Raw genomic sequence first — 21583 nt, forward strand, 5'->3', positions numbered from 1 at the left:
CCCTAGGATCGACGGCATGGGCTGGTTGTTCGGGAAGAAGCGCGATCCGCAGGACGCGAGCGAGATGCTCCGTCACTACAACGAGGCGGAGGCTGCCCGGCTGACGGCCATGAGAGAAGGCGTGGACGTCGATGCGACCGTGTTCTCGCCGTCGCAGGACGCGTCCGGTGGGGAACTGGCGGTCGAGGATGTGTTCACGATCACGGGTCGTGGAATCGTCGCGACCGGCACCGTCACCTCCGGCACCGTCCGTGTCGACGACGACGTGGTGATCCTGCGCGGAGGCGTCGAGCACGCGGCCTCGCGCATCACCGCCGTGGAGCTCTTTCGCAAGCGGGCGGACGAGGCGTCCGTGGGGGTGAACGCCGGGCTCGTGCTGAGCGGGAAGGTCAGCATCGCTCGCGGTGACGTGATCAGGGTCGTTCCGTCTGGGTGAGCGGCATCCGAAACGATACGCTGGGACCATGACGCACTCGGGCAATCCATTCGGACAGGTTCTCGTCGCGCTCGTCACTCCGATGACGGCCGACGGCGAAGTCGACTGGCCCGCCGTCGAGAAGCACATCGATGACGTCATCACCGCGGGTGCGGACGGCATCGTCGTGACGGGAACGACCGGCGAGACCTCGACCCTGACGGATCCCGAGAAGCTCAAGCTCGTCGAGGTCGGCAGATCCGTCGCCGCGGGCCGGGCCAAGATCATCACCGGCGGCGGGTCCAACGAGACCGCCCATGCGATCGAGCTCTACAAGGCCAGCGAGAAGGCCGGCGCCGACGGCATCATGATCGTCACGCCCTACTACAACAAGCCCACCCAGGCCGGCATCCTGACCCACTTCCGGATGGTCGCGGACGCGACCGACCTGCCCGTGATCCTGTACGACATCCCGGGCCGCACCGGTGTGCCGATCAAGTACGAGACGATCATGCGCCTGGCCAAGCACCCGAACATCCTCGCCGTGAAGGACGCCAAGGGCGACTTCTCCGAGGTGAGCCGCGTGCTCAACCAGACCGACCTGATGTACTTCTCGGGCGACGACGCGAACGTTCTCCCGCACCTCTCGATCGGCGCAGCCGGCCTCATCGGCGTGACCGCGAACGTCGCCGCGGCCCCCTACCGGGCCATCGTCGACGCGGTGAACCGCGGAGACCTGGCTGCCGCCACAGCCGAGCACAAGCGCCTCGAGCCGCTCGTGCGGGCGGTCATGACGCATGTACCCGGCACGGTCGCCGCGAAGTACATCCTGCACGGCCTCGGCCGCATCTCCAGCCCCCGCGTCCGCCTGCCCCTGGTGGGGCCGGAGGAGTGGGAAGCCGCACTCATCGAGGACGAGCTCGATCTCGTGAACGACGTGCCCGGTACGGACTTCTCCAACTTCCGCCCCGACCGCAACGCGGCCGCCGGCGGCGCACTGCCGAAGGTGCACGGCACCACGCGCTGAGATTTCGGGCGCTGAGACGCGTCCCCACGAACGAACGGACGCGCACAGCGTCCGACAGAGGAGACAGTATGTCCATCCCCATCGCAGACCCCGCACCGCTGGCTGAAGGGACCCTGCGCGTCATCCCGATCGGCGGCCTCGGCGAGATCGGTCGAAACATGACGATCTTCGAGTACGACGGCAAGATCCTGATCGTCGACTGCGGCGTGCTCTTCCCCGAGGAGCATCAGCCGGGAGTCGACCTGATCCTGCCCGACTTCGAGCCGATCCGCGACCGCCTCGACGACATCGTCGGCGTGGTCCTCACGCACGGTCACGAGGACCACATCGGCGCGGTGCCGTACCTGCTGCGTCTGAAGAGCGACATCCCGCTGATCGGGTCGGGCCTCACCCTCGCGCTCGTCGAGGCGAAGCTCAAGGAACACCGGATCAAGGCGTACACGCTCACCGTGAAGGAGGGGCAGCACGAGAAGGTCGGCCCGTTCGACCTCGAGTTCGTCGCCGTCAACCACTCCATCCCGGATGCTCTGGCGATTGCCATCCGCACGCCCGCCGGTCTCGTGCTCGCCACCGGCGACTTCAAGATGGACCAGCTTCCGCTGGACGGGCGGATCACCGACCTCCGGGCGTTCGCCCGCCTCGGCGAGGAGGGCGTCGACCTGTTCCTGGTGGACTCCACGAACGCCGACGTGCCCGGTTTCACGCCGACCGAGCGATCGATCGGCCCAGTCCTGGACCAGGTGATCGGCAAGGCTCCCCGCCGTGTCATCGTCGCGAGCTTCTCCAGCCATATCCACCGCGTGCAGCAGGTGCTCGACGCCGCTGCCGCTCACGGCCGGCGAGTGGCGCTTCTCGGACGCAGCATGGTCCGGAACATGACGATCGCTGCGGACCTCGGCTACCTGACGGTGCCGGACGGCGTGCTGATCGACTACAAGAAGGCGCGCGACCTCCCGGACGACAAGATCGTCTTCATGTCGACCGGATCGCAGGGCGAGCCGATGGCCGTCCTCAGCCGGATGGCGAATCGGGACCATGCGATTGAGGTGGGCGAGGGCGACACCGTGATCCTCGCGTCCAGCCTCATCCCCGGGAACGAGAACGCGGTCTACCGCGTCATCGACGGACTCACCCGTCTCGGCGCCCATGTCGTGCACAAGGCCAACGCCAAGGTGCACGTCTCGGGCCACGCGGCTGCGGGTGAGCTGATCTACTGCTACAACATCCTCAAGCCGAAGAACGTGCTCCCCGTGCACGGCGAATCGAGGCACCTGTACGCCAACGCGAAGCTCGCGCAGGAGACAGGGGTGCCCGAGGAGCGCACGTTCATCGCCGCCAACGGCACTGTGATCGACCTCAAGGACGGCGATGCGCGCGTGGCCGGCCAGCTGGACATCGGTTTCGTGTACGTCGACGGCTCCACCGTCGGCGAGATCACGGATGCCGACCTGAAGGACCGGCGGATCCTCGGCGAGGAGGGTTTCATCTCGGTGATCGTCGTGGTCGACGCGGGCACCGGACGCATCATCTCCGGGCCGGAGATCCATGCGCGTGGCGTCGCCGAGGACGACTCGGTCTTCGACGACATCACGCCGAAGATCGTCGCCGCCCTCAAGGAGGCATCCGCCAACGGCGTGCAGGGCACGCATGCGCTGTCGCAGGTCATCCGGCGCACGATCGGGCGCTGGGTGAACCAGAAGCTGCGTCGTCGTCCGATGATCGTTCCGCTCGTCATCGAGGCGTAACACGCCGTCGGTACACTCGCGGCATGTCCGCGTTCCGCGTTCGCCCCGCAGCCGTCTCTGACGGCGGGTTCCTCGCCGAGATGGTGGTCGAGGCCGCCAACTGGCAGCTCGATGGCGTCCGTCCGAGGCATGAGGTGATCGCCAGCGCGGAGTACCGCCGGTATCTCGCCGGCTGGATGCGCCCCGGCGATGCCGGATTCCTCGCGCTGGACGAATTCGGCGAGCCGATCGGCGCGGCGTGGTACCGCACGCTGCCGCGGAGCGATCCCGGCTTCGGATATGTGGGCACCGGGATCCCGGAGCTCATCATCGGAGTGCGGCCGATCTGGCGGGCCAGGGGAGTCGGCCGTGCGCTGATCCGCGAGGTCAGCGATCACGCCCGTGGGGCCGGCTATCGCCTGATCAGCCTGAGCGTGCAGCGGGGCAACCATGCTGCGACCCTGTACCGCTCCGAGGGATTCGCCGTGACCGAGAGCGGTCAGGTCCGCGACATCATGGTGAAGCGCCTCGGCTGAACGGAGAATCCCTCGGAAAGCCGCGTCATTACGCGGAAACGTCGGTGCCGGGACGTAGCGTGAGTGCATGGCCAGGAGCACCACGAAATCCGAGCGCGCGTCTGCGAGTGCATCGCCTCGCCCGAAGCGGCAGGCGGCTCCGAAGGCTCAGGCCGCTCCCAAGAAGTACATCGACGAGATCGATAAGCCCCCGCTGGCCGTTCGCGCCTGGATCGGGCTTGCGCATGGCGTGGGCGGGCTGTTCCGTGCGTTCGGACCGGAGAACCTCGAGAAGGACGACCGTCGCGACGGCTTCCCGTTCCTTCTCGTGCTGCTGGCCGCCGCCGGTGCGGTGAACGAGTGGTTCTTCATCGGCAATGAGGTCGCTGCGAACATCAGCGCCTTCTCGGTCGGTGCGCTCATCGGCCGCGCGGCGTTCGTGATGCCCGTGCTGCTGCTCCTGCTCGCAGGGTGGCTGTTCCGGCATCCTTCGTCCGTGCACGACAACGGGCGGATCGGCATCGGATTCGGCCTCTTCGTCCTCTCGCTGGCCGGCTTCTGCCACGTCGCAGGCGCCCGTCCGCAGCCCAAGCAGGGGATGCTCGCGCTCAGCGAATCCGGAGGGCTCTTCGGCTGGATGCTGGGCGAACCGCTCGCGTTCCTCAACCCGATCGTCGCGTTCATCGTGCTGTCGCTGCTGGCGGCGCTGAGCGTCCTCATCCTCACCAAGACCCCTCCGAACCGCATCGGCGCCCGCCTCGGCGACCTCTACGCCTGGATGTTCGACGCCGAGCGCATCGAGAAGCCCTCGAAGGAGGCATCGGCGGTCGATGAAGCCGACAAGGTCGACGATCCCGATGTGCTGCCATGGTGGCGCCGGAACAAGACGGGGCGCGAGGAGGATCCGGATGAGGGGACGCTCGGCTCCGGTGACATCACCGCCCTTCTCTCCACCCCCGACACCACTCCGGCGTATGACCAGGCCGTGATCGTCGCCGACCCGTACGACGCCGCCACCGAGGTGCTCTCGGATGTGCGCTCCGTCACCGATGCTCTCGCCGAGCAGCAGACGACGGCGCTGCTCGACGACGCCTCCGACACCGGTGAACTGCCTGAGCTGCCGGGCCTGGACGGATTCGGCACCGCAGGACCGGGGGAGCGCGGTCCGCAGGCGCCGGTCGCGCCGTACATCCTGCCCCCGCCCGCTGTGCTCAGTGAGGGGCCGCCCTCCGTGGTGCGCTCCGATGCCACGGACAAGGTGATCGAGCAGATCACCAACGTGCTGACGCAGTTCAAGGTCGACGCCAAGGTCACCGGGTTCTCACGCGGCCCGACGGTGACCCAGTACGAGGTCGAGGTCGGCCACGGCGTCAAGGTCGAGAAGATCCTGCAGCTGAGCAACAACTTCGCCTACGCGGTCGCCTCGAACGATGTGCGCATCCTCTCGCCGATCCCCGGCAAGAGCGCGATCGGCATCGAGATTCCGAACGCCGACAAGGAGATGGTCGCGCTCGGCGACGTGCTGCGATCGCCTGCGGCGCAGAAGAGCACGCACCCGATGACGATCGGTGTCGGCAAGGACGTCGGTGGCAACATCGTCATCGCGAACCTGGCCAAGATGCCGCACCTCCTGGTCGCCGGTTCCACGGGCTCCGGAAAGTCCAGCTTCGTGAACTCGATGATCACCAGCCTGCTGATGCGTGCCCGGCCGACGGATGTGCGGATGGTGCTGATCGATCCCAAGCGCGTCGAGCTCACCAGCTACGCCGGCGTGCCCCACCTGATCACCCCGATCATCACGAACCCCAAGAAGGCCGCCGAGGCGCTGCAGTGGGTCGTGAAGGAGATGGACATGCGGTACGACGACCTCGCGTCGTTCGGATTCCGTCACATCGACGATTTCAACCGTGCGGTGCGCGCCGGCGAGGTGGAGGTGCCGGTCGGCAGCGAGCGGGTGCTCAAGCCGTATCCGTATCTGCTGGTCGTCGTCGACGAGCTCGCCGATCTGATGATGGTCGCCCCTCGTGATGTGGAGGACTCGATCGTCCGCATCACCCAGCTCGCGCGTGCCAGCGGTATCCACCTGGTCCTCGCCACGCAGCGACCGAGCGTCGACGTGGTGACCGGTCTGATCAAGGCGAACGTGCCTTCTCGGCTCGCGTTCGCCGTGACCAGCGTCACCGACAGCCGTGTCATCCTCGACAGCCCGGGTGCCGACAAGCTCATCGGGCAGGGTGACGCGCTGTTCTCGCCGATGGGCTCGTCGAAGCCGTTCCGCCTCCAGGGTGCGTGGGTCGACGAGAAGGAGATCGAGGCGGTCGTCAAGCACGTCACCCGCCAGGCTCGGCCGGACTATCGAGCCGACGTGCAGGAAGCGATCGAGCACAAGAAGAAGGAAGTCGACGAGGACATCGGCGACGACCTCGAGCTGCTGCTCGCGGCCGCAGAGCTCATCGTCTCGACGCAGTTCGGGTCGACCTCGATGCTGCAGCGCAAGCTGCGGGTCGGCTTCGCCAAGGCAGGGCGTCTGATGGATCTGCTGGAGTCTCGAGAGATCGTCGGCCCGTCCGAAGGGTCCAAGGCCCGCGACGTTCTGGTGACGGCCGAGCAGCTGGCCGATGTCATGGCGACCCTTCGTGGCGATGACGCACCGGCTGCTCCTCCTGCCGCGGCTCCGGCTCCGACCTCGGGCTTCCGGGGTGTCGACCCGGTGGAAGCGCAGTTCGAGGGCCTCCCCGTCGTCGAAGCCGAGGGAGATGGCGAGGATGACGCCTGGGGATTGACGGGTCGCGACTGATGGCCATTCCCCGACAGCTGCCCAACGCGATAACGGTCGTCCGCATCCCGCTCGCCGTCGTCTTCTTCGTGCTGCTGCTTCTCGGCGGCACGTACGGCGTCCCCGGTCTCGCCCTTCGCTGGACCGCGGCGGTCCTGTTCATCATCGCGATATCGACGGACTGGGTCGACGGCTACCTGGCGCGGCGGTACGACATCGTCAGTGACTTCGGCAAGCTGTGGGACCCGATCGCCGACAAGCTGCTCACCGGTGCCGGGTTCATCGGTCTTGCGATTCTCGGCGAGCTCGGCGCGTTCGGCTGGTTGTTCGTCGTGATCATCCTCGTCCGCGAGTGGGGCATCACGATCCATCGCTTCATGGTCGCGAAGCAGCACATCGTCGCAGCGGCGTGGATGGGCAAGCTGAAGACGATGGTGCAGGCTGTCGCGCTGTCGTGGGCGCTCCTCCCGCTGCATGTGCTGATCGGCCTCGACCTCTGGGCTCTCATCACCGCTGTGCTGATGATCGCCGTGCTGCTGCTGACCGTGGCGAGCGGCGTCGACTACATCGTCGCGCAGGTTCGCGGCGGGCGGCGCGGCCAGCCGGGTTCATGACGACGGCGGATGCGGCAGCGCTGCTCGACCTGCTGCGATCACGCGCGCTCAGTCTCGGCGTCGCCGAGTCCCTCACCGGTGGAGCGATCGCAGCGGAGATCGTGACCGTTCCCGGTGCCTCCGAGGTCTTCCGCGGCGGCGTGGTGGCGTACGCCACCACGGTCAAGCACACTCTGCTCGGCGTCGACGCCTCATTGCTCGAGGATCATGGTCCCGTCCACCCGGAAGTGGCCGTGCAGATGGCGGACGGTGTGCGTCGTGCGCTCTCGATCGCCGGAGCTCCGGCTGACGTCGGCATCGCGAGCACCGGCATCGCGGGACCGGATTCACCCGACGGTCAACCGGTCGGCACGGTGCACATCGGGATCGTGGCGCCCGGACTCAGGACCTCCCGCACGTTCCTCTTCACGGGGGACCGTGCCGCGGTTCGACGGCAGTCGGTCGACGCTGCGATCGCCGCGACGCTGACGGCGCTCCGGGAATAGTGGCGAACGCGAATCCGTTGTGAATGATGTGCGGATCACACCACGTCCCTTGTCAAGGTCCTTCACAACGAAACCACAGCGAGAAACAGTAGATTCAATGGAGTCAGGTCGGGTTAGACTGGCGATCCCCCGGAGGATTCCGGGGAAGATGGAGAGGGGGTTCTGATGATTCTTGTTCGACAGGAAATCGGCGATGTGCTCAGGGACTTCCGCCTGCAGAAGGGTCGCACTCTTCGTCAGGTCGCAGGTAAGGCATCGGTAGCCCTCGGTTACCTCAGCGAGGTCGAGCGCGGGCAGAAAGAGGCGTCCAGCGAGATCCTCGCCTCCGTGGCCGACGCGCTCGATGTGCCCATCTCGACGATCATGCGCGAAGTCGGCGACCGCATCTCCGTTCTCGAGGGCATCCAGGTCTTCCCCGATGTCGTCCCGGACGACCTCGTGGCATCGATCGAGCCGCAGCTCTCCCTCCACTGACCGGCGACGGACCTCGATGCGTCGCAGTGAATTCCTCCGCGCCGTCGATGACGAGTTCTCGGTACGTGCGTCGGCTCTGCTGAACGACCTCGTTCTCACGCCGCTCGGCAACCGGACGGCCATGGAGGCACTCGATTTCGGCATGCCGCCGCGCGACATCTGGCTGGCGTTGTGCGAGGAAATGGATGTGCCGTCGGAGCGACGCTACGGCGCCGGGCGTCTGGAGCCCCGAGGACGCTGATCCCGTCGATGCGCCCTCTTCGCGCTGATCCATGTGTGCGGGCGATGGTGTGCAGATCTCGGCGTGTCGTCGAAGATCTGTTCGAAGCGGGCGTATTCTTCTGCACAGATGGTTTCGAGACTTGTCTCTCCACAGTTCTCGGGTTCGGCGACGCGATGTCGGAGGCCCCTCCTACGGTGAAGACATGGCCCAGAGCCATACGCCTTGTCGGAGAGTTCGTCCCAGCCGGGTCGGCCGCGACAGCCTACAGGCGGCACCACGCGAGCAGAAGGAAGCACATCATGCCATCACCCGCCGACCGCGAGAAGTCCCTGGAAACAGCCCTCGCCCAGATCGACCGGCAGTTCGGAAAGGGCTCGGTCATGCGGCTGGGCAGCGATGATCGAGCACCCGTCGCCGTCATCCCCACCGGCTCGATCGCCCTCGACGTCGCCCTCGGAGTGGGGGGCCTGCCGCGCGGCCGCATCGTCGAGATCTACGGCCCGGAGTCGTCGGGTAAGACGACGCTCACCCTGCACGCGATCGCCAACGCGCAGCGCGCCGGCGGAATCGCCGCCTTCATCGACGCCGAGCACGCGCTCGACCCTGATTACGCGGCGAAGCTCGGCGTCGACATCGATGCCCTTCTCGTGTCGCAGCCCGACACCGGAGAGCAGGCGCTCGAGATCGCCGACATGCTCGTGCGTTCCGGTGCCATCGACCTCATCGTCATCGACTCCGTCGCGGCGCTCGTGCCCCGCGCCGAGATCGAAGGCGAGATGGGCGACTCGCACGTGGGTCTGCAGGCCAGGCTCATGTCACAGGCGCTGCGCAAGCTGACCGGTGGCCTGAACCAGACCAACACCACCATGATCTTCATCAACCAGCTGCGTGAGAAGATCGGCGTCTTCTTCGGATCGCCTGAGACGACCGCCGGCGGCAAGGCGCTGAAGTTCTACGCATCCGTGCGACTCGACATCCGTCGCATCGAGACGCTGAAGGACGGCACCGACGCAGTCGGAAACCGTACCAGGGTCAAGGTCGTGAAGAACAAGATGGCCCCGCCGTTCAAGCAGGCCGAGTTCGACATCCTGTACGGGATCGGCATCTCCCGTGAGGGAAGCCTCATCGACTTCGGCGTCGAGCACGGCATCGTGAAGAAGTCGGGCTCCTGGTACACCTACGACGGCGATCAGCTCGGTCAGGGCAAGGAGAACGCCCGTACGTTCCTCCTCAAGAACCCCGACATCGCTTTGGCGATCGAGACTCAGATCAAGCAGAAGCTCGGCATCGGTGCGCCGGCGGTCGCGGCTGCTGCGACCGACGAGCTCGCAGAGCGTCGACCGGCCTGATCATGATCGATGAGAACGGGGGCGGGGCGGACGGCATCGCAGATCGTCTCGCCCCCGTCATCCCGCTCTTCGGCGTGAAGAGCGGATCGGAGACGCCAGTCTCAGAACCTGAAGAGGGCACACCGAGCGATCGGCACCCCGCACGTGGGGCAGCCGAACGCCGAACCGCGCCGCGTCTGCGCGCGTTGCGCCCGCACGCAGAATCGAGCGCTTCGGATGCTGACGATGCGCCGACGCCGGCACCGGACCCTGACGAGACCCGAAAGGTCGCTGAGGAGGCGCTGGTGCGAAAGCTGCGCACCAGATCGCTCTCGGTCTCGGAGGCCCGAGGTGTGCTGAAGGGATTCGCGATCGAGTCGTCGCAGATCGACGATGTGATCGACGACTTCTGCAGGCGGGGGTACCTGGACGATGCGATCCTCGCCGGGCATCTCGTCACCTCCGGTGTCGAACGGAAGGGCCTGGGACGAGTGGCTCTGTCGCGGGCACTCGCACAGCGCGGGATCCCGCGAGACGTGATCTCCGCGGCGCTCGACGAGGTTCCCGACGACGACGCCGAGCGTGCGCTGGAGTTCGCCCGTACCAAGGCGCGATCCCTGTCGCGTCTCGACCATGAGACAGCGCTCCGACGGCTCGTCGGTCAGCTGTCCCGGCGGGGATACAACGGCTCGGTCGCGATGACGGCCGCGCGGACGGCTCTGACCGAGGCGACGTTCGGGCAGCCCTCCTCCGGCGTCCGGTTCGTCGAGTCGGACTGAGCCCTCGCGACCCGGCCCGCAGGGGCGGCGGTCGGAGGGCCTCTACGGTGGAGCGCTCGTACAATGGGAACACCATGACTATCCCGCGCAGCGAACCGACGATCATCAGTGCGTCGTCGGCGGCCGTCGACGCCGACGGCCGACAGCGATCCTACGAAGTGCGCACCTTCGGGTGCCAGATGAATGTGCATGACTCAGAGCGGCTCTCCGGATCGCTGGAGAGCGCCGGTTACGTGCGAGCCGTCGATGGCGCCGAGGCCGATGTGGTCATCATCAACACCTGCGCTGTGCGTGACAACGCCGCGGGCAAGCTCTATGGCACTCTCGGACACCTCGCGTCGGTCAAACGTCGAAAGGACGGCATGCAGATCGCCGTCGGCGGATGTCTGGCGCAGATGGACAAGCAGGCCGTGCTCGAGAAGGCGCCCTGGGTCGACGTCGTCTTCGGCACGCACAACATGGGCTCTCTTCCCGGACTGCTCGAGCGGGCTCGACACAACGGCGAAGCCGAACTCGAGATCCTCGAGTCGCTCGACGTCTTCCCGTCGACGCTGCCGACCAAGCGGGACTCGGCGCACAGCGGCTGGGTGTCGATCTCGGTCGGCTGCAACAACACCTGCACCTTCTGCATCGTGCCGAGTCTGCGCGGCAAGGAGAAGGACCGCCGTCCCGGCGACATCCTGAACGAGATCCGTCTCCTCGTCGAGGACGGCGCGATCGAGGTCACCCTGCTCGGACAGAACGTCAACTCCTACGGCGTCGAGTTCGGTGACCGCCACGCCTTCGGAAAGCTCCTGCGTGCGGCCGGTGAGATCGCGGGCCTGGAGCGCATCCGCTTCACGAGCCCGCATCCCGCGGCCTTCACCGACGACGTCATCGACGCGATGGCCGAGACCGAGGCCGTGATGCCGCAGCTGCACATGCCGTTGCAATCGGGCAGCGATCGCATCCTGAAGTCGATGCGCCGTTCCTACCGCAGTGAGCGGTTCCTCGGCATCCTCGACCGTGTTCGCGAACGCATCCCGCAGGCATCGATCACAACCGACATCATCGTGGGCTTCCCCGGCGAGACCGATGAGGACTTCGAGGACACCATGCGCGTCGTCGAACAGTCGCGGTTCTCCGGGGCCTTCACCTTCCAGTACTCCATTCGCGAGGGCACGCCTGCGGCGACGATGGAAGATCAGGTGCCGAAGGAGATCGTGCAGGAGCGCTACAACCGCCTCATCGCCCTGCAGGAGCGCATCTCGCTCGAGGAGAACCAGAAGCAGGTCGGCCGTGAGGTGCAGGTGCTGGTCTCGACGGGCGAGGGGAAGAAGGATGCGGAGACGCACCGTCTCACCGGCAGGGCAGAGGACAACCGCTTGGTGCACTTCGAGGTGACCCCGCATTCCGACCTGCCTCGGCCCGGTGATGTGGTCACGGCGACGATCACGCACGCCGCGCCGTTTCATCTGCTCGCCGACGACCCGACCGGGAGCCCCCTGCGGATTCGACGGACCCGTGGAGGTGACGCTTGGGACCGCGCGCAGTCGGAATCCTGCGCGGTTCCTGCGCCGTCCGGCGACGGTGCACCCCGCGCGGTCGTGCTCGGACTGCCCACGCTCCGCGTCGGTGCCTGATTCGGCACGCTCGACGGGTTCCGGAGAGGGAGACGGCTTCCCGGTGGATGCGCCCCGTCTCTGGGTGATCGTCGGCGCAACGGGAACCGGTAAGAGCGACCTCGCCCTCGATCTCGCCGAGTCGCTTCGCAACACAGGCAATCCGGCCGAGATCGTGAACGCCGATGCCATGCAGCTGTATCGCGGCATGGACATCGGCACCGCGAAGCTGGCGCCGGAGGAGCGGCGAGGCATCCCGCACCATCTCTTCGACGTGCGTGATGTCACCGACGAGGCTGCCGTCGCCTGGTATCAGCCGTTGGCGCGGGAGGCGATCTCCGATATCCACAGTCGCGGCGGCGACGCGATCTTGGTGGGCGGCTCCGGACTCTACGTGTCGAGCGTGATCTACGACTTCCGCTTCCCGCCGCGTGATGCGGTGGTGCGGGCGCGGCTCGAGGGCGAGTTGGAGAGCGAAGGGACCGCTGCATTGCTGGATCGGCTTCGTGTCCTCGATCCGGTGACGGCTGCTCGGGTCGACCCGAAGAACGGCCGTCGGATCATCCGCGCCCTCGAAGTCATCGAACAGGGGGCCGAGACGCATGGCGCCGCCCTTCCCGAGAAACCCGTGTTGTGGCATCCCCGCACCCGGATCATCGGGCTCCGCGTCGATCGCGCGGAACTCGTCGGGCGGCTCGATGCGAGGGTCGAGCGGATGTGGGCGGCCGGCCTCCTCGACGAGGTCGACGGCCTTCGCAGCCGGGGGATCGAGCAGGGCATCACTGCCAGCCGCGCCATCGGCTACGCGCAGGCCCTCGGGCAGCTCCATGGCACGATGAGCGAAGCGGAGGCGATCGCGCAGACGCAGGCGCTCACCCGCCGTTATGCGCGACGTCAGGTCTCCTGGTTCAATCGGTACACCGGTCTGGAGTGGCATGAGCCCCCGGTCGACCCTGGAGTGCTGCTCGAGTACTGACCTGGCCGATGTCGGATGCTGGTGCGACCCTGGTGCGATGACCACCTACTACTACACCGCCTCCAGTCTCGACGGCTTCATCGCGACCACCGAGCATTCGCTCGATTGGCTGTTGAAGCAGGACATCGACCTCGAGGGGCCGATGGCCTACACCCAGTTCGAGAAGGGGATGGGCGCCCTGGCGATGGGCGCTTCCACGTATGAGTGGGTGCTTCGCAACACCGCCGGCGAGCCGTGGGGATACGCACAGCCGACCTGGGTGTTCACTCATCGAGAGTTGCCTGTGCCGGATGGGGCCGACGTCCGCTTCGTGCGCGACGACGTCACCGCCGTGCATGCCGAGATGACCGCAGCGGCTGGCGAGCGGGACCTCTGGATCGTCGGCGGGGGAGGTCTGGTCGGACAGTTCTCCGATGCGGGACTGATCGATGAGATCTGGGTGCAGTACGCACCGGTGACGCTGGGGTCCGGTGCACCGCTGCTTCCGCGTGCACTCGACCTAGAGCTCCTCGAGGTCGCACGCAATCGCAACTTCATGTGCGGGCGGTATCGCGTCGTCCGTGGCTGAGTGCGCGCCAAGCGACTTTAGACTCGGACTCGCGGACACCGGGTCCGACGAGGAGGGTCGACGATGAATTGGCGGATTCGCGCATTCCGGCCGCAGGACGCGGACGGCGTCGTCGCACTGTGGGAAGAGGCGGGTCTCACCCGCCCCTGGAACGATCCCCGTCTCGATATCGAGCGCAAGATGTCCGTTCAGCCCGAGCTGTTCCTGGTCGCAGGTGTTCCGGCGTCGGCAGACACGGATGCTGAGCGCATCGTCGGAACGGTGATGGCGGGCTATGACGGCCATCGCGGGTGGCTGTATTACCTCGCCAGCGCCGACGACCACCGCGGGCAGGGCATCGGACGGAGTCTCGTCGCGGAAGCAGAGCGGCTTCTTCATGCGATGGGCTGCCCGAAGGTGCAGCTGATGGTGCGGGACGGCAATGACGATGTGCTCGGGTTCTACGATCGGCTCGGGTATGAGCGGTTCACCGTGTCCAACACCGGAAAGCGGCTGATCGCTGACGCATAGACGAGAACTCTAGACTGGGCGAATGGTCGCATTCACCAAGGGACATGGCACGGGCAACGATTTCGTCATCATCGCCGACCCTGACGGACAGATCGACCTCACGGTCGAGCAGGTTGCGGTGCTCTGCGATCGGAACTTCGGCATCGGTGCCGATGGCATCCTCCGGGTGGTCCGTTCCTCGGCGATCGACGCCGGGGCGGCAGCACTCGCTGAGGAGCCGGACGCCGAATGGTTCATGGACTACCGCAACGCCGACGGATCGATCGCCGAGATGTGCGGCAACGGCATCCGCGTGTTCGCGCACTACCTGTTGCGATCGGGCCTCGCGACGCTCGAGCCCGGCTCGACGCTCCCCATCGGCACCCGTGCCGGCGTGCGCGACGTCACCCGGAGCGAGACGGGCTACCAGGTCGATCTCGGTCGCTGGCGGCTCTCCGGGGACGACCCGCTGGTGAACGTCGAGGGCCTCGCCGTCACCCGGCCGGGTCTCGGAATCGATGTCGGGAACCCGCACGTCGTCGTCGCGCTCGCCTCGGATCAGGAGCTCGCCACCCTCGAACTGCACCGGGCGCCGGTACTCGAGCCCGCCCTGCCGGCGGGGGCGAACGTCGAGTTCGTCGTGCCGGGCGAGCCTCTGGTCCGCGACGGCATCGGACACGTGCGGATGCGCGTCTTCGAGCGCGGCGTCGGAGAGACGCAGAGCTGCGGAACCGGAGTCGCGGCGACCGCCTTGGCGGTCCGATACTGGGCGGGGGAGCAGGCGCCGGACAATTGGCGCGTGGAGATCCCAGGTGGCACTCTCGGCGTGCGCATGTTCGCGGCGGAGGACGGCGAGCACGTCGCGCTCTCCGGTCCCGCTCAGCTCGTGTTCCGAGGCGAGATCGACCTGGTCTGATGCTGCCGGAAGCCATCGATCTGGTCATCTTCGATTGCGACGGCGTCCTGGTCGACAGCGAGACATTGTCCGTCGAGATCGACAGACGGGTGTTGTCCGAGCTCGGCTGGGAGCTGACCGCGGATGAGATCGTGCACCGGTTCGTCGGCCGTTCGGATGCGCATTTCCGGGCCGAAGTCGAGACCCATCTCGGGCACGCCCTGCCGGACGACTGGGAGACTCGGTATCAGCCCTGGTACCGGGAGGTGTTCACGCGCGATCTGGAGGCCGTCCCCGGAGTGGTCACGGCGCTCGATGCGATCGGCAGCGAGACATGCGTCGCCTCGAGCGGGACCCACGAGAAGATCCGGTTCACACTCGGGCTGACCGGTCTCCTCTCCAGGTTCGAGGACAGGATATTCAGCGCGGTCGAGGTGGAGAACGGCAAGCCTGCTCCGGATCTGTTCCTGCACGCGGCGTCGCGCATGGGCGTGCCTGCGTCGCGCTGCGTCGTCATCGAAGACAGTCGATTCGGAGTCGAAGCCGCGCGGGCGGCGGGAATGCGGGCCTTCGGGTACTGCGGGGGCCTGACGCCGGCAGAATGGCTGGCGGGGGAGAACACGATCGTCTTCGCAGACATGGCCGAATTGCCCGAGCTCCTCGGGATCACACCCGGCGCGTAGGGGCTACTCCGCGACGAGGATCGGCTCGGTGGGCGGCGTTCCGTGCTTGCGCACCTTCAGCACGCGGTACCCCTTGCCCGTGGCGGTGCGGTGCACGCTGTAGCCCGGATGGAAGGTCGCACCGATCCATCGCTGCAGCGAATCCGCACCGAGATTGCGCTGCACGACGAGCCAGGCGTCGCACCTCTCGTCGAGTCGTGGGATCCATCGTTCGAGCAGGCTGTGCAGCTCGTCCTTGCCCACGCGGATCGGCGGGTTGGACCGGATCGTTCGGAACGTCACGTCTTCGGGAACATCATCGGGCAGCGCGGCGTTGATATTGGTGAGGCCGAGCGCTCTGGCGTTGCGGCGGACGAGATCGAGCGCCCGCTCGTTCACGTCGACGGCCCACACTGTCGCATGCGGAGCTGCGAGCGCCATCGTCAGGCTGATGGGGCCCCACCCGCTGCCCAGGTCGAGAAGATTGCCGCCCGGAGGGACCGGAGGCATGTTGGCGAAGAGCACCGCGGTACCGGCATCCAGACGATCCGGGCTGAAGACGCCACCGGCGGTGGTGACATCCAGCTCACGGCCTGCGAGCGTCACACGGATCGCGCGCAGGTTCTCGGGGCTTGCCGGGGCTGCAGTGAAGTAGTGATCGGACCCCATACGGTGAGCGTACCGGAGACCGAGGGCTAAGGTTAAGGCTCGAAACAAAAGCGGAAAGATCAGGGACTAGATGACGCAGACCTCGACACCCTCCAACGGAGACGAGGCGCTCGACCGCGTGCTCGCGAACGCCGAGAAGCGCTCGGAAGTGCGCGTGTTCGGAGCGGCGCAGGCGTTGCAGGACGAGGCGACGGCCGCGCACTCCGCGACCGACGGGGCACAGTGGGATCTTGAGGATCGCCATGCCCTGCGTCGCGTCGGGGGACTCTCGACCGAGCTCCAGGACGTCACCGAGGTGGAGTACCGCCAGTTGCGTCTGGAGAATGTCGTGCTCGTCGGCGTGTATCCGCAGGGAGCGCAGGCGGACGCCGAGAACTCCCTGCGCGAACTCGCCGCCCTCGCCGAGACCGCCGGAGCAGTGGTCCTGGACGGTGTGCTGCAGCGACGGCCGCACCCGGATGCCGCCACGTACATCGGCCGAGGCAAGGCGCAGGAGCTCAAGGACATCGTCGCCGCCACCGGCGCCGACACGGTCATCGCCGACACGGAGCTCGCGCCCAGCCAGCGACGAGCACTGGAAGACGTCGTCAAGGTGAAGGTCATCGATCGCACCACCGTGATCCTGGACATCTTCAGCCAGCATGCCAAGAGCCGAGAGGGCAAGGCGCAGGTCGAGCTGGCTCAGCTCGAGTACCTGCTTCCGCGACTGCGCGGGTGGGGTGACTCGATGAGCCGCCAGGCCGGTGGCCAGGTCGGTGCCGGCGGTGCGGGTATGGGTTCTCGTGGACCCGGTGAGACGAAGATCGAACTCGACCGTCGCCGCATCCGCACCAAGATGGCGCTGCTGCGCCGGCAGATCCGTGATTTCGGGCCGGCCCGCGAGGCCAAGCGCGCCGAGCGCAAGCGCAACACGATCCCGTCGGTCGCCATCACCGGATACACGAATGCCGGCAAGTCGAGCCTGCTCAACGCGTTGACCAGCGCCGGGGTGCTCGTCGAGAACGCACTGTTCGCGACGCTCGACGCCACGGTGCGCCGCACCGAGACGGCCGATGGCCGTGTCTACACCTTCACCGACACCGTCGGTTTCGTCCGCAACCTTCCGCATCAGCTGGTCGAAGCGTTCCGGTCGACCCTCGAAGAAGTGGGCCAGTCCGATGTCGTGGTGCACGTCGTGGACGGCTCGCACCCCGATCCCGCCGGTCAGCTGCAGACGGTGCGTGACGTGATGGGTGATGTCGGTGCCCGCGATCTCCCGGAGATCGTGGTCATCAACAAGGCAGACCTTCTCGGCGATGACGACCGTCTCGTGCTGCGGGGCCTCGAACCGAATGCGCACTTCGTGTCGTCCCGCTCCGGCGAGGGTATCGAAGAGCTGCGCGCCGCCGTCGAGGACGCCCTTCCCAAGCCGGCTGTCGAGATCCATGCCGTCGTGCCCTACGACCGAGGAGATCTGGTCGCAGCGATCCACGAGACCGGCATGCTGCTGTCGGCGGAACACGGCGAGCAGGGCACCGTCGTGCATGCGCACGTCTCCGCGCGGCTGGCCGCTGAGCTGGCACCCTTCGTCCGCTGAGGAAGGACGACTAGCGGGCGATGAACCGTGCTTCGACGGTCGCCGCGACGACGATCTCCTCGGGCTCGTATTCCATCGACGCCGCGGAGTCGGCGGAGGCGAAGGCCGCACCCCGCATCTTCATCGACGGGGGAGCAGCGCTCTCCGCTCGGGCGATGAGGCCGACGTCGGCGATCTCCCGCGGGGTCACTTCCTTCAGCCCGAGGGCTCCGGCGTACGCCTGGGCGCGCGCGACAGCGACGCCCACGGCCTCGGAGGCGACTTCTCGCTCGACTCTGGCGCGTGTCTCGGGTGTCAGTTGCCAGTCGACCCAGCCGATCTCCACTCCGTCCCAGGCGGAGACCTCGGACACCCAGATCGACAGCTCGGATGCCTCGGCGAAAGTGGCGGTGAGCGAGATGCCGCCGTAGAAGACGGGCGCGAGCCGCTTCCCCTCGTTGTTCCACGGCCGTTCGGCGCGTACGGCGAGGCGCTTGCTCGTCCACTCGAGGACCGTGCCGGCATCTTTGCGGTCGGTGATGCTCGTGCGCACCGGTTCCGCGAGTCGCATCACGAGGTCGACGACGGGCGCTCGCTGGGCCCCTTCGGCACGCACGGTGATGTGGATCGTCGCGCGCTCCGGCGCGATGCGCGCCTCGTTCTCGCCGCGTACGGTGATGGTGACGTCAGTCATGCAGTGACTCTACGCGACCGACCCGGCACGGCGCGGAATAGCGTGAGGCGCGCATTCGTTGTAGTCTTTGATGCTCGGGTGCATGCATCCGGGGTTGAAAAATACACAGTGTGACAGCGGTCCCTTCGCAAGAAGGACCACGGGGCTGATCGGTTTCGACAGCGCCTGTGAATCCACGAGAAGCGGGCCGAGGATGCAGGGTTATCTCGTGAACGCTCCCTGCAAAACTATAAGTGCCGAAACCAAGCGCACTGACTTCGCCCTCGCTGCATAAGCGAGCCCGATAGTCCGTCAGGCCGTATGTGATTCCGATACGGATCCTGGCGTCATCTAGGAATCTTGCTGTATGACGGCGTCTGGACGTCATACGGGACTCTTCCCAGGCTGGGCTTGTCGACTTAGGTGTCTGTGACAAAGGTCGGAGCCGAGTAGAACGTCTGCACAGACTGCGCCCGGAGAAGGCGTGGAGACTCAGCGTTGGACGGGGGTTCGATTCCCCCCAGCTCCACCGAACCGCTGTCACTGTGGATGACCCCCGCGTTTCCTCACGAGAGTGAGGGAGCGCGGGGGTTTTTCTCTGCCACCGCGAGGATCCGAGCCGCCACTTCAGCCACGTCCGCGGCGAGGCGCGTGCATTGAACCTCGCCGGCGGCTGTCGCGCAAGCCCCTGCCCGGAACGCAACTCTTCTTCTTAGCCTCTCTCGGCATCCGGTTCGGTTCGAGGAGAGGGGAAGCCTCTATGGTTTCGGGTATGGGCACACTTTTCTATGGCAGTCGGGCAGACCCGATCCACATCGAAGAACGGGCTCTCGCGCACCTGAAAGTCGTGATCGCGACGAAGCTCCGTCGTCAGGAGAGCTTCACGCTGTCGTGGAGGCACTCGAACGGTGATGTCGGCGGCCGGTCGACGATCTGGCTGCATCCGTCGATCCCGCTGCGCTTCACTTTCGATGAGTCCGAGCCTCCGCAGCTCAACCCGAAATGGATAGAAGCTCTCGCGCAGTCGGCCAGTTCCACGGGCGGGATCACGCTCGTCGACGAGGTGATCGACGCGCCGGTGGACTGACCGGCGGGCGAGGCCCTCAGCGGTCGCCTGTGTTGGTAGGCCAAGTCATGTCGTCTCCGTTTCGGACGGTGCGACGGGGCACCTGCCGACGCGGCCCCCGCTTCGCGCGTGCGTAGGTGGCAGGCGTCGCGCCGAAGACGCTCCGGAACGCCTTGATGAACCCAGTCGAGGTGGAGTAGCCGGACAGTTCGGATGTCTCTTGAACAGAGAGGCCTTCGGCGAGCAGGCGCTCAGCGGCATAGATCCGCGCGCGGGTGCGCCACTGTGCGTAGGTGAGCCCCGTATCGGTGCGGAATGCACGCAGCAACGTCTTCGTGCTGACGTTCAGGTTCTCGGCCCAGGTCGCCAGCGAGTGCGTCTCGCCAGGGTCCTTGAGGACGGCCTCGGCCACGGTTCTCGCGCGCGCGTCCGTAGGCAGCGTGAGCATGTCGTAGCTCTCCACCGTGTGCGTGAGGATCTCGGTGAGGAGGCTCAGCGACGCTTGCAGTCGGCCCTCTGCTGCCCTCGTCGTGCAGAGACTGAGGACGATCGCCCCCGCAACCGGATCCACGGGGAGCACGAGCGGGCGATCCCAACGCTCTTGACGGAGCCGCAGCCGTGGATCGATGTAGAGACTGAAGGTCTCCTCCGCCCCCGTCATCTGAATCTCGTGGTCCGCGAGCGCCGGGATCCACACGAACTGATCGCCGCGCACCTGCCAGCGCGACTCGGCCACTCTGACCTCGGCACCGCCCGGAATCCAGGCGAGCTGGTCCGCTGCATGCGAATGAGACTCGAACAGGTGATCCGGGAGGACGGACTCCCGGTACGCCGCAAGAAACTCCGATGTCGTGCCAAGCACAGGTTCTCTCTTTCTGCGGCATATATGCGCTCTCCATCATCCCGAAGAGACACAACGAGATCATCCATGGACTATTAGTGTCCTTTTTGGATGGTAGCAAATTAGGTAAGCCTTCACTATGTTTGGGGCATCGAGCACCGTCTCATCTCACCCGAGGAGTCCCATGTCCCGTAAGCACCGGCGCGCCCCGCGCACTCTGGTCGCCCTCACCACTCTCGTCATGAGCGCTTCGCTGCTCGCCGCATGCTCGTCGAACCCGGCGGAGGCCTCCGGCGCGGGCGATGACGGCGGATCTGGCGCGTATCCCGTCACGGTCGAGCATGTCTATGGGGAGACGACGATCACCGAGAAACCGGAGCGGATCTTCACTCTGGGCTGGTACTCGCAGGACGTCGTAGCGGCTCTCGGTGAGGTCCCTGTCGCGGTCGAGGACTTCACATGGGGCAACGTGGACACCTACTTGCCCTGGTTCAAGGACAAGGTCGAGGAACTCGGCGGTGAGCTGCCGGAGATCATCGAATTCACGGACGCCGGTGAGTACGACTTCGAGGCGATCCTCGCCCTGGCTCCCGACGTGATCCTCGCGAACCACTCGGGAATCAGCGAGAACGACTACAAACGTCTCACTGAGATCGCTCCGACAGTCGGGTTCGCCGAGTCGGCGTGGGCCTCGGACCGTGAAGAGCTGACGCTCACGGTCGGCAAGGTGCTCGACCAGGAAGACGCTGCGCAGAAGCTGCTCGACGAGGCGGATGCCGCTGTCGAGGCTGCTGCAGAGGCGCACCCGGAGTTCCAGGACATCGTGTTCACCTACGGGTGGTTCCTCGCCGAAGGCGAGACCTCGTTCGACTTCTACCTGCCTCGCGATCCTCGAGTCCCGCTGATCGAGCAGCTCGGTTTCGTCTACTCGCCAGACGTGGCGGCTCTCGAGAGCACGACGAAGGAGTTCGTCGCCAAGGTCAGCCTGGAAGAGCTGAGCGATATCGAATCGCAGTTCCACATCGGCTGGGCCAACGCTCCCGAGGAGATCGAGGGAACGGTCGAGTCGCCGTTGGTCGCTCGCTGGACGCCCATCGCCGCCGGGTCCTACTACTTCTTCGACGACCAGGTCCTCGGATGGGCGACGACCGCTCCCAGCGTGTTGAGCATTCCCGCGACGATCCACGATCTCGCCGACGCTCTCGCCTCCGCCGTTCCCTCTCCCTGA

23 protein-coding genes and 1 other RNA gene are annotated in these 21583 nt (G+C 66.4%); 21 read left to right on the plus strand and 3 right to left on the minus strand.

Annotated elements, in window-relative coordinates; translation table 11 throughout:
* The first annotated feature begins 16 nt into the window (after positions 1-16).
* The 17 genes from CUR96_RS03470 to CUR96_RS03550 all read left to right on the plus strand — a co-directional run bounded on the left by CUR96_RS03470 (position 17) and on the right by CUR96_RS03550 (position 15572).
* Positions 17-436, plus strand: coding sequence for an EF-Tu/IF-2/RF-3 family GTPase (locus tag CUR96_RS03470; RefSeq protein WP_102191898.1), 420 nt, complete (start codon positions 17-19; stop codon positions 434-436).
* A 28-nt stretch (positions 437-464) separates the two neighbouring features.
* Positions 465-1442, plus strand: coding sequence for a 4-hydroxy-tetrahydrodipicolinate synthase (gene dapA, locus CUR96_RS03475; protein ID WP_102191899.1), 978 nt, complete (start codon positions 465-467; stop codon positions 1440-1442).
* Positions 1443-1510: 68 nt separating this feature from the next.
* On the plus strand, positions 1511-3187 hold the full coding sequence (locus CUR96_RS03480; RefSeq protein ID WP_102191900.1) for a ribonuclease J: 1677 nt from the start codon (positions 1511-1513) through the stop codon (positions 3185-3187).
* 23 nt (positions 3188-3210) lie between these two features.
* Positions 3211-3702, plus strand: coding sequence for a GNAT family N-acetyltransferase (locus CUR96_RS03485; RefSeq protein WP_102191901.1), 492 nt, complete (start codon positions 3211-3213; stop codon positions 3700-3702).
* Between the two features lie 67 nt (positions 3703-3769).
* A complete protein-coding gene (locus tag CUR96_RS03490) occupies positions 3770-6478 on the plus strand; it encodes a DNA translocase FtsK (protein ID WP_102191902.1) in 2709 nt (902 codons plus the stop codon).
* Positions 6478-7071, plus strand: a complete 594-nt coding sequence (gene pgsA, locus CUR96_RS03495) for a CDP-diacylglycerol--glycerol-3-phosphate 3-phosphatidyltransferase (protein ID WP_102191903.1) — start codon at positions 6478-6480, stop codon at positions 7069-7071. The genes CUR96_RS03490 and pgsA overlap by 1 nt, the downstream gene beginning before the upstream one ends.
* Positions 7068-7556, plus strand: a complete 489-nt coding sequence (locus tag CUR96_RS03500; protein ID WP_102191904.1) for a CinA family protein — start codon at positions 7068-7070, stop codon at positions 7554-7556. Before pgsA ends, CUR96_RS03500 begins: the two co-directional genes overlap by 4 nt.
* Positions 7557-7721: 165 nt before the next feature.
* Complete coding sequence (locus tag CUR96_RS03505; RefSeq protein ID WP_102191905.1) at positions 7722-8030, plus strand: helix-turn-helix domain-containing protein; 309 nt, start codon at positions 7722-7724, stop codon at positions 8028-8030.
* Positions 8031-8046: 16 nt separating this feature from the next.
* Positions 8047-8271 carry a DUF3046 domain-containing protein gene (locus CUR96_RS03510; protein WP_102191906.1) on the plus strand — a complete coding sequence of 75 codons (225 nt, stop codon included), beginning with the start codon at positions 8047-8049 and terminating at the stop codon, positions 8269-8271.
* Between the two features lie 281 nt (positions 8272-8552).
* Positions 8553-9602, plus strand: a complete 1050-nt coding sequence (gene recA / locus CUR96_RS03515; protein WP_102191907.1) for a recombinase RecA — start codon at positions 8553-8555, stop codon at positions 9600-9602.
* 2 nt (positions 9603-9604) lie between these two features.
* A complete protein-coding gene (locus CUR96_RS03520) occupies positions 9605-10360 on the plus strand; it encodes a regulatory protein RecX (protein ID WP_102191908.1) in 756 nt (251 codons plus the stop codon).
* A gap of 74 nt (positions 10361-10434) precedes the next feature.
* Positions 10435-11982 (plus strand): tRNA (N6-isopentenyl adenosine(37)-C2)-methylthiotransferase MiaB, encoded by a 1548-nt coding sequence (miaB, locus tag CUR96_RS03525; protein ID WP_102191909.1) that lies wholly within the window; start codon positions 10435-10437, stop codon positions 11980-11982.
* A 43-nt stretch (positions 11983-12025) separates the two neighbouring features.
* Positions 12026-12937, plus strand: a complete 912-nt coding sequence (gene miaA, locus CUR96_RS03530) for a tRNA (adenosine(37)-N6)-dimethylallyltransferase MiaA (RefSeq protein ID WP_102191910.1) — start codon at positions 12026-12028, stop codon at positions 12935-12937.
* Between the two features lie 37 nt (positions 12938-12974).
* Positions 12975-13505 (plus strand): dihydrofolate reductase family protein, encoded by a 531-nt coding sequence (locus CUR96_RS03535; protein WP_102191911.1) that lies wholly within the window; start codon positions 12975-12977, stop codon positions 13503-13505.
* Positions 13506-13568: 63 nt separating this feature from the next.
* Positions 13569-14015 carry a GNAT family acetyltransferase gene (locus CUR96_RS03540; RefSeq protein WP_102191912.1) on the plus strand — a complete coding sequence of 149 codons (447 nt, stop codon included), beginning with the start codon at positions 13569-13571 and terminating at the stop codon, positions 14013-14015.
* 22 nt (positions 14016-14037) lie between these two features.
* Positions 14038-14910 (plus strand): diaminopimelate epimerase, encoded by an 873-nt coding sequence (gene dapF, locus CUR96_RS03545; RefSeq protein WP_102191913.1) that lies wholly within the window; start codon positions 14038-14040, stop codon positions 14908-14910.
* A complete protein-coding gene (locus CUR96_RS03550) occupies positions 14910-15572 on the plus strand; it encodes an HAD family hydrolase (protein ID WP_245861071.1) in 663 nt (220 codons plus the stop codon). Before dapF ends, CUR96_RS03550 begins: the two co-directional genes overlap by 1 nt.
* Positions 15573-15575: 3 nt before the next feature.
* Here the strand turns inward: CUR96_RS03550 and CUR96_RS03555 are convergent, their stop codons facing one another.
* Positions 15576-16220, minus strand: coding sequence for a class I SAM-dependent methyltransferase (locus CUR96_RS03555; RefSeq protein ID WP_102191914.1), 645 nt, complete (start codon positions 16218-16220; stop codon positions 15576-15578).
* A gap of 70 nt (positions 16221-16290) precedes the next feature.
* Between CUR96_RS03555 and hflX the strand changes: the two genes are divergently transcribed.
* A complete protein-coding gene (gene hflX, locus CUR96_RS03560; protein ID WP_102191915.1) occupies positions 16291-17796 on the plus strand; it encodes a GTPase HflX in 1506 nt (501 codons plus the stop codon).
* Positions 17797-17806: 10 nt separating this feature from the next.
* Here the strand turns inward: hflX and CUR96_RS03565 are convergent, their stop codons facing one another.
* Entirely contained in the window at positions 17807-18469 is a 663-nt protein-coding gene (locus tag CUR96_RS03565) for an SIMPL domain-containing protein (RefSeq protein WP_102191916.1), read from the minus strand.
* A gap of 141 nt (positions 18470-18610) precedes the next feature.
* On the opposite strand from CUR96_RS03565, the gene ssrA reads away from it, so the two are divergent.
* Together ssrA and CUR96_RS03575 are read left to right on the plus strand one after the other, a co-directional pair.
* Positions 18611-18980: a transfer-messenger RNA gene (gene ssrA, locus CUR96_RS03570) on the plus strand.
* A gap of 240 nt (positions 18981-19220) precedes the next feature.
* Positions 19221-19535, plus strand: coding sequence for a hypothetical protein (locus CUR96_RS03575; RefSeq protein ID WP_102191917.1), 315 nt, complete (start codon positions 19221-19223; stop codon positions 19533-19535).
* A 16-nt stretch (positions 19536-19551) separates the two neighbouring features.
* On the opposite strand, the gene CUR96_RS03580 is transcribed toward CUR96_RS03575, so the two are convergent.
* Positions 19552-20376 carry a helix-turn-helix domain-containing protein gene (locus CUR96_RS03580; RefSeq protein WP_102191918.1) on the minus strand — a complete coding sequence of 275 codons (825 nt, stop codon included), beginning with the start codon at positions 20374-20376 and terminating at the stop codon, positions 19552-19554.
* 163 nt (positions 20377-20539) lie between these two features.
* Here CUR96_RS03580 and CUR96_RS03585 point away from each other — a divergent pair, with 163 nt between their 5' ends.
* Positions 20540-21583: an ABC transporter substrate-binding protein gene (locus CUR96_RS03585; protein WP_180968926.1), complete on the plus strand. Its 1044-nt coding sequence runs from the start codon at positions 20540-20542 to the stop codon at positions 21581-21583.

The organism is Microbacterium aurantiacum, from assembly GCF_002872075.1.
Classification (GTDB): Bacteria; Actinomycetota; Actinomycetes; order Actinomycetales; family Microbacteriaceae; genus Microbacterium; species Microbacterium aurantiacum_A.